9 protein-coding genes are annotated in these 12452 nt (G+C 40.2%); 3 read left to right on the top strand and 6 right to left on the bottom strand.

From position 1 onward, the window contains the following. Positions 1 to 151 precede the first annotated feature (151 nt). From R3D00_24210 to tatA, 4 genes are all read right to left on the bottom strand, one after another. Complete coding sequence (locus R3D00_24210; protein ID MEZ4776301.1) at positions 152 to 1249, bottom strand: tetratricopeptide repeat protein; 1098 nt, start codon at positions 1247 to 1249, stop codon at positions 152 to 154. Between the two features lie 128 nt (positions 1250 to 1377). Then, positions 1378 to 3006, bottom strand: a complete 1629-nt coding sequence (locus tag R3D00_24215) for a LysM peptidoglycan-binding domain-containing protein (GenBank protein MEZ4776302.1) — start codon at positions 3004 to 3006, stop codon at positions 1378 to 1380. Between the two features lie 118 nt (positions 3007 to 3124). Next, on the bottom strand, positions 3125 to 4552 hold the full coding sequence (gene gatA, locus R3D00_24220; GenBank protein MEZ4776303.1) for an Asp-tRNA(Asn)/Glu-tRNA(Gln) amidotransferase subunit GatA: 1428 nt from the start codon (positions 4550 to 4552) through the stop codon (positions 3125 to 3127). Between the two features lies 1 nt (position 4553). Continuing rightward, positions 4554 to 4763, bottom strand: a complete 210-nt coding sequence (gene tatA, locus R3D00_24225) for a twin-arginine translocase TatA/TatE family subunit (GenBank protein MEZ4776304.1) — start codon at positions 4761 to 4763, stop codon at positions 4554 to 4556. 218 nt (positions 4764 to 4981) lie between these two features. Here tatA and R3D00_24230 point away from each other — a divergent pair, with 218 nt between their 5' ends. From R3D00_24230 to R3D00_24240, 3 genes are all read left to right on the top strand, one after another. Beyond that, a complete protein-coding gene (locus R3D00_24230; GenBank protein ID MEZ4776305.1) occupies positions 4982 to 6643 on the top strand; it encodes a hypothetical protein in 1662 nt (553 codons plus the stop codon). A 606-nt stretch (positions 6644 to 7249) separates the two neighbouring features. Beyond that, positions 7250 to 7885: a PepSY-like domain-containing protein gene (locus tag R3D00_24235; protein MEZ4776306.1), complete on the top strand. Its 636-nt coding sequence runs from the start codon at positions 7250 to 7252 to the stop codon at positions 7883 to 7885. A gap of 259 nt (positions 7886 to 8144) precedes the next feature. After that, entirely contained in the window at positions 8145 to 8357 is a 213-nt protein-coding gene (locus R3D00_24240) for a hypothetical protein (protein ID MEZ4776307.1), read from the top strand. A gap of 276 nt (positions 8358 to 8633) precedes the next feature. Here R3D00_24240 and R3D00_24245 read toward each other — a convergent pair whose 3' ends face one another. Continuing rightward, positions 8634 to 9863: a DUF3883 domain-containing protein gene (locus tag R3D00_24245; protein MEZ4776308.1), complete on the bottom strand. Its 1230-nt coding sequence runs from the start codon at positions 9861 to 9863 to the stop codon at positions 8634 to 8636. Positions 9864 to 9961: 98 nt separating this feature from the next. Continuing rightward, positions 9962 to 12325, bottom strand: coding sequence for an AAA family ATPase (locus R3D00_24250; GenBank protein MEZ4776309.1), 2364 nt, complete (start codon positions 12323 to 12325; stop codon positions 9962 to 9964). Positions 12326 to 12452: the final 127 nt, after the last annotated feature.

Below are 12452 nucleotides of genomic sequence, written 5' to 3' on the forward strand. Positions count from 1 at the left end.
TACTTCATTCCCGTGCAAAAATGGAAACCTGCCCGATTCTATTTAAACAAAAATTCTTCCAGCGGAATTACGGGGCTGGAGAAGTCATTGGCTAGTATTGCATCCATAAAATACATACGATTGCATGTTTCCTCAGCTTGGCTTTTCTGAATCAATAATCTCTTCTTGAATACAAATCCTTTGATCTAATACTAATCGTATTAGCACGAAACCAATCTGCAAATTCCGCAAACTTTTCCGAATTTTTCATGTACCACGCTTCGAATTGTTCTGGATTCCCTTCGGCTAAAAGCCAATATGAATATGCTTCAAATAACCCGTTTTCTTTCAGTCCGTTTTGATAAGAGAGAAGCTTATTTTCATAGTGTTTATCCATTTTTTTTTCATCAAACCAATATTTCAGAAAATTTGCTCTTGCCTCTGCAATTGTTGCTATATCAATCCTGCTAAGAAAATTAATTGCAGACAAAACGAATATGGATGCAAATGTACCTTCAAAAGGGAGTATCCCTTTTTTAATTTTTTTCAAATCATCCTTATTTTCAGCATTGATCACAAAACCTTTTTCAGTAAGCTTAAATTCTCCACTGGTAGAGGACTCCCCTACATAACTTTTCTGGTATGTATTATACAAGAGCTTACTTATTTCTTTCGTACGGCTTGTTCCTGGTTCCAGATTGATAAAAATCTCACCGTAAAACAAGGCCCAAATCTTTTCGTTTGTAAACGAAAATGATTTTGATAACCAATAGTAATTTGAGGGATAATTGGGATCCACCTTAATACCCTTTTCCCAATAGGCTATTGCTTCATTGTAGTTCTCACGAGCGTATTCAATATTACCTGATTCTAAGTAGAAATTACCAGCTTCAGGAAACTTATTCATTCCCTGAGCATAGATTTCCAAGGCTTTATCGGGTTCACCAGCTAAATCATAGGAATTACCCAGCAATTGAAATGAATGGAATGTCACGTCCCGATGATTTGTGATAGAATGAAGGATTTCTATTGCCTTTGCATAATCCTTTTTTTGATAATATGCATAGGCTGTTTCATAAGGATAATCAATTCTTTCAGGATCAAGTTTTTGCGCTTTTGTCAACAAATCAATTGATTCATCCAGTTGTCCATTATCCATTAATTTAATTGCTGTTCTACACAACTCAAGTGCTTGTTCTTTTTCAGTGCTTTGTCCAATACCAGCCAATTTAAGCAATAGAAAAAAAGTCAATACAGATAATGTTTTCATTTTACAAATATTAAAATTGTTTCAATTTGTCGAAAATGAAGTATTGTGTGGCTGTTAAAGAAAATCTTTCAACTCTGAATTACCAAAGTTGAAAGATATTTTTTTTAGTTTTTTCACATCGCTTTCGCCTACCGCACCCTGATCTTCTGTCCTGCTTTCAGGTTTTTTGCGTTGACTCCCTGGTTTAGAGAGAGAATCGTTTCAACATTTACGCCATCGTATTGGTTGGCAATTCCCCACAGGGTTTCGCCGGAGCGTACGGTGTGAGTAACGATCTTTGTACTGGCAATAGATGTTGACGGAGCAGCTACTGGTCCTGCAAGCGAAGGGGTAATTTGCCTTGCACCTGCCTGCTGAGCGACTGATTTACTTGTATAAATTTTCAGTTTTTGGCCGGCTTTGATGCGATAGCGGCGAAGGTCATTCCAGTCAGCAATCTGGCTGGGGGAGACATTGTATTTTTCGGCAATCGCACCTACTACATCGCCGGAGCGAACCGTATAGTAAACAACTGAAGTACCTTTAGGGATATAGGCTTCAGAGCTGCGGGAAGGAGCACTGCCAGTAGAAGAAGACGAGGCATAGGTAAGATTTACCGGTGCGAAATTTTCTCTACGTTTGCCATACTGGCTGGCGATCTGCCTTTCATTTGCGGCAAAAGAAACCGCTGTCTGTGCCGGCACTTTCAAAATATAGGGTTGAGATGAATAAGGAATCCGGTCAACCTTTAGCTCAGGGTTTAAATTTTTGAGCACATCATAGTCGGTACGGGTAATTTCTGCGATTTCCTGAAGTGTAATATCCAGACGGGTAATATGAATGGTATCCTGGCCCAGGTCAAAATCGACATAAATCGGGTAAATATTATGTTCAGAAGCAAATTCAAAAGAATAAGTAGCAGCTACAAACGCCGGTACATAGCCCCGCGTCTCCCGGGGCAGATATTCCATAATTTCCCAGAAATTTTGTTTGCCACCACTTCGGGCAATGGCTTTGCGCACATTTCCACTTCCGCAATTGTACGAAGCAATTGCCAGCAGCCAGTCGCCAAATTCATTGTAGGCATTTTTCAGATATTGTGTGGCAGCTGTAGTAGACTTCAACGGATCGCAACGCTCGTCCACATAAGAATTTACTTCCAGGTTATACATTTTGGCTGTACCCAGCATAAACTGCCAAAGTCCCGTAGCACCTACCCGCGAGCGGGCATGAGGATTAAGAGCGCTTTCCACAACCGACAGATATTTCAATTCCAGTGGTAAACCTTCACGGTCGAGTTGTTCTTCAAACATGGGGAAATACACTTTGGCCAGGCCCATCATTCTCGCTGTCTGATCTCTTTTTTTCACAGTATAAACGTCAATATACCGTTGGACATAGGCATTGTAGTCCAGCGGAATAATCGTCGGCAATTCATACATCCGGCTACGGATCGCACTGGCAGAATAGGCGGGGACCTCCGCAGCGCGGAACCCCTGAGTATTTAGCAGGAGGGTATCGTAAGTGCTGGTGGTTGGTCTGGAAAATGAATAATCACGCTTCAGGTCGTCAATTTGCTCTGTAACAGGGTCTTCACCAGAAAGTTCCAGAAAACTAGAACCTTTGGTAGGCGTATCTGTTTCGACAGATTCGGACACTCCCGCATCTCTTTTTACGGGTTGATCATCAGGAAGGAGTTTGGACCTGTTGGGGCTAACCTGTGAAAATAAGGAGAGAGAAAAAGTAACCAGTGTTAACAGAATTACAGATGACTTCATGTTGTTGGGTTCTATTAAATATAAAGCGCAATAAGCCGGACCGTAAAATATCAAAAAGTGATAATTTTTCCTCTAAAATAGTTATTGAAATGGAAAGAAAATACAATCCATTCATTCATCAGCCATAAATTTGGGAAGCAAAGCTCAGCAAACCTGCTTCATCAAACTTTTTGCCCATGAGTTGAACACCAAAAGGAAGGCCGCTACTATGCGTACCCGCAGGTACAGATACAGCAGGCACACCAGCCAGATTGGCGTGTACGGTATAAATATCGCTCAAATACATTTCTACAGGGTCAGATATTTTTTCGCCCAGCTTAAATGCAGGGGTAGGCGCTGTAGGAAGTAAAATATAATCGCAGGATTCAAACAGTTGTTCGGTTTTGTCGCGGATCAGCCTTCTGACCTTCATGGCTTTGGTGTAATACGCGTCATAATAACCGGAGGAAAGCACAAAAGCGCCCAGCATAATCCGTTTTCTGACTTCGGGTCCAAATCCTTCTGTACGGCTTTTGACATACAACTCTTCTAGGTCAGCGCTATGAGCGGAGCGGTAGCCATAATGAACCCCATCAAAGCGGGCGAGGTTGGACGACGCTTCAGCTGTGGTCAGTACGTAATAACAAGGCACAACGTATTCCAGCAAGGGAAAGTCGAGTGCTTTAACTACATGCCCCTTTGCTTTTAGCTCTTCAAGCATCTGCATCACCCGCTGGCGGATTTCGGGGTCCATGCCCTCACTCTCGACAGCTTCGCGGATATAGCCAATGGTTGCACGCTGGATTTTATTTTCAGGGAGAACGGCTTCCGTATATGCAGGAACGGGTTCAGAAGAAGAGGTATTATCATATTCATCCTTACCGGCCATCACTTCGAGTATTCTTGCAGCGTCTTCCACCGAACGGGTAACTGGTCCGATCTGGTCAAAGGAAGAAGCATAGGCGATCAACCCCCAGCGGCTTACCCGCCCGTAGGTAGGTTTTAACCCTACGACCCCGCAAAAAGAAGCAGGTTGCCTGACAGAGCCACCGGTATCAGAGCCAAGCGCAGCATGGCAGAGATTGGCACGGACGGAAGCGGCAGAAGCACCCGAAGAACCACCCGTCACCCGGGAAGGATCAATAGGATTATGGGCCGGACCGTAGATACTCGTCTCGGTAGAGGAACCCATTGCAAATTCATCGCAGTTTTGCCGGCCAATAACAATGGCATCTTCGGCAAGCAGGCGACTGATCGCTGTAGCGGTAAATTGAGACTCAAAATCTTTCAACACACCAGAACCCGCCGTAAGCGTATGCCCTTTATAGCAGAGCACATCTTTGATCCCAATAACCAGGCCGGCCAGTTTCCCGGCTGTACCTGCAGCAATTTTACGGTCGATTTCTGCGGCTTTTTCGCGGGCCTCCTGCGCGTAAACCTCTACAAAAAGATTGAGATCACGGGAGGACTCAATCCGGGCTAAATACAAATCTACCAGATCACTGCACCGCAATAATCCGGTAGATAAGTCCTGCTGAATTTCAGCAAGCTTCTGATAATCTTTCATATCACTGGTTCAGATGCTTCGGATCGTCGGAGGCCGAAACTTCTGATTCGATTTCTCTCTTGATTTCGCGGGAAGCGTCTTTAAATTCGCGAATACCTTTTCCCAACCCCCGCGCAAGTTCAGGAATTTTTTTCGCACCAAACAGCAGCAATACGGCCAGCAATATCAGAACCCATTCGCTGCCACCTGGAATAATACCTAACATAATCATAGCTCAATTCTTTTTGGTGTGGCTCAAAGTTACAACTAATTGCAAAGAAAACAGCTATCCTTTATGTAATTTATTCTCTATTGCAATCCTATACAAAGATAACAGAATTCCTGAGTAGTGAAAGACAATTTTGATTTTCTACTTCCCGGGAGTGCTGCATGAACTTGCAATCCCCTCATTTAAAAGGTATTATTGTATAGCGGTCAAACCCTCTATTTATGAAACGATTTATCCTGAAAATATCTCTAATCGCCATCCTTTTTTCTCTGATTTCCTCTCCCCTTTTGCGGGCACAGGGACTGGTAGGAGAACTGAAACTAAAAGACTTTCCCACAGACAATCCCTGGTATTATCCTTATGATTTTTCTGCCTATGCACCCGAACAGATCCAGCTCCTGCACACACCTTCTATTAAAGTTACGGAAGCGTCTTTTGTGCAACTCTGGCAATCGGAAAAAGGCCCTACCCGCGAACGACATCTGACCCGTTACAATGTGTTTCTCGACCAGGAATGGGACGCTACGTTTAAGCTGGATATGGAAGAAGAAATTATTCATTTTTACAGCGAAGACAGCATTGTGGTTGTCCTTTCCACCAAATACAGTTTCCTCACAGGCATCCACCAGGTGTTGGCAAGGGTGTTTAGTCTCGAAGATGGAAGCGCCTCTTTTACCCGTTTGCTCTGGGAGACCAAAACCAAATCTGACGAATCTATCTGGCTTGATTTTTCGCCAGACAGTGCTTCCTATATTTTATTTCTCTTCCGAAACGATCACCCAAACCGCAGGGTGCGCACTTCTTATGACCCCTGGCTTATGACTGAGCGGGTAGGTTTTCGCGTCAGCAATGCTGAATATGTAGAATTCAGGACGTATGACCGTAGCATGAATCAAACTGATTCGGGCAGAATCACCCTATATGACCGCCATCTTTCGGTCATGGATTGCCAGGTAGATAATAATGGAAATGTTTATGTATCTGCCTTTCAAAAGCCGGAAACCCTTCATGTGTTTCAGCGAAACAAAGAGACCAACATGCAACGCGAACTCCATTACGACAAATTTCCCGGACGTACCCAAATGCGTGAATATTACTATACCCGTTTCCCTCCCACCACAGGATCTGAAGACAGATTGTATATCGCCATCGCAGACAGAGTAGAAAAGGGAAAACAACGCGGGATCAAATCGTTTCAGGTGATCAATTTTGACTTTGCGTCGGGAACGGTAGATCTGTCCCGGAAAATGGATATCACTTCTACCCTTCTCGTGAATGCCGAAAAACAAAGAAAAAGTTTTGGCATGCGCCCGCTCAAAAGGTTTGACCTTTTTATGATTATGGATATTGTCGAAATGGCTGACAAAAGCGTCTGGCTGGTTACCCAACATTATCAGAACAACCAAGGAAGAACTTATGGGGTTGAACATCCGGCTTACCGCCAGAGTGAACAGGAAATCGGCGAGATCATTATGTACGGCTTCGATCCTGAAGGGCAGGTGCGTCAGGTAATTATCGTACCGACTTCCCAGCATACAGCAAAAATAGCTGACCGTCTCGGGCAGTTTTTCGACCTTAGCGTTGACAGGCAAAAAGGAATCATGCGGTTTGTAACAAGAGAATCTTCTGAAGACAATCTTCGCGGTCCGGACAGGATTTTCTACCGGAAAGTAAACCTGGCGACGGGCGAAATTTCCCCAAGAATGATGTTATACTCAGGAAAACGCAGAGAACAGCTCCTGCTCAAAGCCTATACCGTCTGGCTCAACCCATCATTGGTCACCCTTGTGATGATAGACGGAGAGGAAGGAAATGCCTATGTAGTCTGCGTAAATGTGGATTCGGAAGAAGCGGGTGATAGTGGAAAGAAAAAGGAACGGTAGGATCGGCAAATACATTCTCACATATCCAGAGTGGAGTGATCGGGCAAAGCAGGTTTTAACATGGGCAAACTCAATGGCAGCCAGCTTTTCAGTATTTATCCATTTCCCCCATCGGTATTCGCAGCGAGCAAGGAAACATAGGCCGGGAACTTTAGCAGCAATCTAGATTCCCGTGAACGTAGGTTTTTGCAATCTATTTTCACAGTAGTTTTATTTTAGTCTGTGGCCGGATATTCTTATATGATCGTTTTACATAGCTGATCAAAAGGAATAGCTAAAAATAAACACGTGCCAGCGCGAATTCAGGAAGAAAAACGTCAGTTACAATTCCTGGGGACCGTAACGAAACGAGTAGCGCTGCGGAACCTGTGTCCTGCTCACCCAATTTTAATACCATATCCGAAGAGAGCTGTGGATACATATATCTCATGTGTATCTATCCAGGGAATCCTGTATTCCGAATCCCTTGATGGCTGGTCTAAGCAGCCGGTTTGCTGATCACTATTGCAAAAGCGAATAACACAATCAAAAAAAGAAAGTAATATATGCAACAATGATAGTATTACTATCGTATCTGAAAAAAATAAACAACAAACCAAGCTTCATATGAAAAATCTATCGTTCAAATCAATTCTGGTCATTTTTTCATTTACACTGTTGTTCGCTTCCTGCAAGTGGGTGGATGATGTGGATATGTACCGTCGGGTAAAAGTAGAGGATTTGCCTTCAACCATAATTGAGTATGTCGATTTGAATTATCCCAATGCAACGATCCAACGGGCATGGCGTGACAACGATGGATATGAAATCCGGTTGTCAAACGGTCGGGAAATCAACTTTGACCTGGATGGTATCATGATTTATGAGGAAGATGATTATTACGATTCGGTATCCTTAAACAATTTGCCTCCTGCCATTAGCCAGTATTTATCAAGTAACTATCCAGGGACGCCGTTGATAGCTGTATTTATGGATGATGATGAATATAAAGTGCTGCTTGCCAGCGGCCATGAGGTGTATTTTAGTAAGAATGGAAGCTTCCTTCGTGTGGAGTCCAACCCGGGTTATACCCTCGTGCCTGCAAACCAGTTACCCGCACCAGTAACGGCCTACCTCTCGGCCCAATACCCAGGTCTATCTGTGGTCGCTGTGTGGATGGACGATGATGGCTATGAAGTATTCCTCAGCAACGGCATAGAGCTCAACTTTTCGCTGGACGGAACCTTTTTGTATGCGGGTTAGTTCCCGAACCCTGCTCTGGATAAGTTTGTTTGGTTTTTTGATAGGGGTCTCGTCCTAAAATAGGTGACACAATAAATCATAAGATTCGTCAACAAAATCGAGAAAAAACCAGTATTATTCGGAGACGTTTAAGTCCGAAGTGCTCAAAAAGATCATAAGTGGGAAGCTGTCGGTGTTGGAAGCCTCTCGGCAGTATGAAATCGGAGACAGCATGACGGACTATCGCTGTCTAACGAAGTGCGGGATAAAAACAACATAGATGAAAACTACTGGAAAAAAAGAGAAACCGGAAGAAGTAAGTGCCCAGGAGCTTAGCGCCAGAGAGCTCAGCGCGGAAGTCGCTGCATTAAAACGGTTATTGGAATTGGAACAGTTGCGCAGTGAGTCGTATCTTCAGATGATCAAGCTGGCGGAAGAGCAATTTCAAATTCCGATCGAAAAAAAGTCTGGCGCCAAACGGTCGAAATCATGAAAGGACATACTCCTGGCTTTACTACGGAACGGTTTTGTTGTGAAATCTGAGTGATTGATGAGAAATCACTTCTGATTGTGGGGTATAATGTGGCGACCGCTATGACAGCGCAGGAAACCCGGAAGGCGGCAACTTTTTTTAGGACGAGACCCAATTCTATTCGCCCCCATAGCTTCATCGGGTACAAACCCCCCAATGAAGTCGAAAAAAATTTAAAGCAGAATTTCTACTTTAGACCTGTTGCAGCTTAGGGGAAGGGGACACTAGCATGAACATTTACACATTGTTCTTCCCTGGCTTCTTGTCTTTTTTAATTTTTGCTCGAACCGATTCTGTGTAAAATTCAAAATATTCTTTGACGGTATCGGCACCTTTAAAGATTTCAATTTCACATGTTTTGGATTCAAGGTCTAAACCATAAACTCTATACAAGTAATAATATTCTCCTAATTCATCCATTTGTCGTAATTCATTGCTTGTGAAAAATATATCACTAAGCAAATTATTAGTTGTTGCCTTCACTTCAATGAAAATTTGATTCTCTTCTTCATCAAATGAAATAATATCATATCCTAACCCATCACCTTTGGTCTTGGAAACATGTTCTAATTTCAGTAAATATTCATACATTTCTAATTCTATTAATTTATTCTTTTCATTTAGCAAGACCAATTCTTCCCCTACTAACCCAATATTATTTTTATGTCTATTTAGTTCCTCCCAGTTTATTTTTTGTGGTTGAATCCTAATCCTTCTTTCTTTCATTTGCAAATTCTTTCTCTTAGTTATCTTTTGGGCATTTTTTATAATTTGCTTTCTTGCTCTATGAATTGGAGTAAGAATTTTATTAGGTTTCTTTCTAAGAGAGTTTTTGCTGGATTTAATTTGATTAAGTATTTGATTTTCTTTTTCCAAGTCAAATTTATTATCATTAGTTTCTTCTACATAAAACCCCTTAATTATTGATTTACTTTTTTCTAAAAAAAGAAACAAGTCAGGAACGTATCCTATCTTCCCATAGACTTCTTTTAGAAATGAATAGTTCTCGATAAATGTTGCTTTTGAAGACTCTCTAAATAATGGATCTTTAGTTCTTTGCAATAATTCGCTACTTTCATTTTTAATATAGCTTTCGATTTGCCTTTTCAAGGCTATTTCGAGCGGCTTACATGTCGATTCTAACTCCTTGAATCTTTTAAAAGTTGTAGTTCTATTTCTGAGAAACTTGTAAACTTTTTGATAAGTTGATGAGATTATTGCTATGAAAATTCCGTAAAACAAAATTGGGAAAGGAGCAAAGGAATGAACAATTATTAAATATAAAAAAAAGTCTCCAAAATCATCTATAGGAAAAAATTTAACCATTAAAGTTACCAGAAAAATAACATACCCCAAAACCCCTAAAACACATCCTATATTTTCATCGTAATTCCACAACTTATTTTCTAACCTTTTATATTCTAAAAAGTTTTCTGATTTGATAATATCACATAGTTCATTTTTCATTTCTTTACTTAAGAATAACGGTTTGTCTATGGTGCGTATCCCGCAGGGTAATTTATAGACCTTATTAGGCCTTCGTGTTTTTTGTTATTCTGATGTGATCATATTACTTGAATTAGGTTCAATGTGCGTTGACAATAGTTACGTAATTCAGCATCAGATACAGGTTCTGATTCGTTGTTTGCATTAAACCTGTGATGGTACTTCTTTGAATAATTATTTATGTCTGTTAAATCAGACACATAGCTTTTTAGACGGAAGAATGGGTCTGTTATTCCTGCATTTCTTACTTTATCAATAAAGTTTCCAAGCCAATCATTAGAAGCCACAAGGTCAAAAAATTTTAGATGAAAGTAGCTTTCTAATGCAGGACGTAAACATCTTGCAATACTTCGTCTGTCTTGGTCTGTTATGCAACCGTTGGTAATATATTCCTTGATTCGAAGACTATCCTTTAATATACTTGAAAGCGATTCTGTATCAATATCGTATTCAATTATACAACTTGAATTACCAATGAAAGCAATACTGCTACATTGAGTAGTGCAAGAAACTTGATTAGCACTTTTCCAAAATTCAGACGCAAAAACTAGATTATGTGAAAAGACAAATAGCTGCTTACCTTGCTGTCCAAATTCTACTAACTTATTTATTGTTGCGGATTTACGGTTTAAGTCGAAACTCGATACTGGATCATCAAATACTATTATTTTATCTTGGATGTTACCATCTGATTCTAGTTTTGTCAAGAAAAAGGATAATGCTAAAGCATTCTTATCTCCCTCACTTAAGGAATATCTAAATGAAGGATGTGTAGGGCTGTCCTCATGTTTAATTTCATTGCCATTAATATGAAGGGCATATTTCACCATTGGTTCTCGGCTATTTCCTACATAACCACTATCGAAATCTCTTATTTCAAGATATGGAGCGAAGATTTGTAAATATCGATTTATTGTAGTGGCGTAGTTTGCAAATACCGTTGTAGAATAGGTGTCTAGTTGACTTTGTTTCGCGGTTTTTTGAGTATTTAAAGTATCAATTGTAGTTAATTGTGTAGCAAAGGCCGTACATAATGTTGCAACTGTTGAATCGCCTCTTTTCTTAATTGCTTTCAACTTTTTTAAATCTGATTCTAGTTGAACAATATTGGGTGCGGTACCTGCTTTTAATGCAGTAATTCGAGAATTGTATGTAGTGATGTCAGAATTAAAATCAGATATTTTGCTATTTATTGCGGTTATTAAAATCTCAAATGTTGTCAACTCATTAATTGGACGTGATTGAATTGGATTTTTTGATTTTGAATTTATCAATGTTTTGATTTTTTCAAATTCAGCTTTTACGTCTTGAGCATCTTGAGATAATGATGTTAGTATGGGTGGGTTGTCAAGATGAACTTTCCAAAACTCAATCAAATTTTGATTGAGTGAGATTTTATTTTCAATAGCCAAAAAAAGAGCTTCTATATTATAATTGGATGAGGAGGTAACGAGTAATGAAATCTCTTGAAGAATGTCATTGTATTCTTTATTGAAATATTGATTGTATGCTTCAATAATTTTGGTGGTTTCATCAAAAGGTCTGGTGCAAAAAGGACATGTTTCATCTTTAATTGCTTCATAACCTTGTTTTAGCCACTTTTCTTCGTCCCCATCTATATCAAGATGTTCCTTGTGTTTATTAAATTCTTCTAAGAATCCTGTAGAGATATTGTCTATTGCCTTTTCAATTGTCGAAACTGCTGCATCAATAGCAAATGGCAAGGCAATCAAGGGAACACTTGATAAGGCACTTTTGGATTGGATTTCCTGAAAACTTTTTGCAGTAGTTATTTCTGCCTGTTTGACAGAAATTTTACCATCTATACCTAGGTCTGTTGGCAGATTACAATAGTCAGCTGCTGTAAATGCTCTTTCAATTGCTAACTCAATCTGAGATGTTGTCGTTTGAAGAGATCTTTGCTCAACTTGAATCTTATCCTTAATATTTTGAATGTCACTTTTAAGTTGTACACCTTGATTTCCAAAAATTATTTCGAAAAGGTTCTTCTTGTGAGAATTTTGAACTTCTAAACCCGTATATACATTATCTGTAATGAAATGAATGTCAAATATTTCAATATTTGGATAGTTATTATCCCACACACTATTGCTGAAAGTTAATCTAGGATTGGGAGAAAGGTCGGTTAGTACTTCCACAATTTGAGGAACTGTTCTGTCAAAAGACCTTTTTTTTGTTAGAACTCCATTAACTCCTCGGAGAGAATTTAAAATAACTGAAAGAGTAGTCTTTCCGCTACCATTTTCACCATAGATCAAATTTATTTTTTCGAAGTCAGTTGTTCTATGTGGTGAAGGAACAGTGGCTGGCGAATAATTAAGAAATCTACCTGTGCCATTTATTTTTATAAACTTCTTAATCATTGGAGAGTGTTCAAATTTAGTTTTGTCAGCATGAGGCACAACATCTATATATGCGCAATATTGCGAGTATCCCCTAAATATCTTCAAGATCCATACTCCGCACCTCCGTATCCTTCCGCATGTACAGATCATCATTCATTCCGTAAGATGGTCTATACCTTCACCC

It is taken from the genome of Bacteroidia bacterium (assembly GCA_041391665.1).
In the GTDB taxonomy this organism is placed as follows: domain Bacteria; phylum Bacteroidota; class Bacteroidia; order J057; family J057; genus JAGQVA01.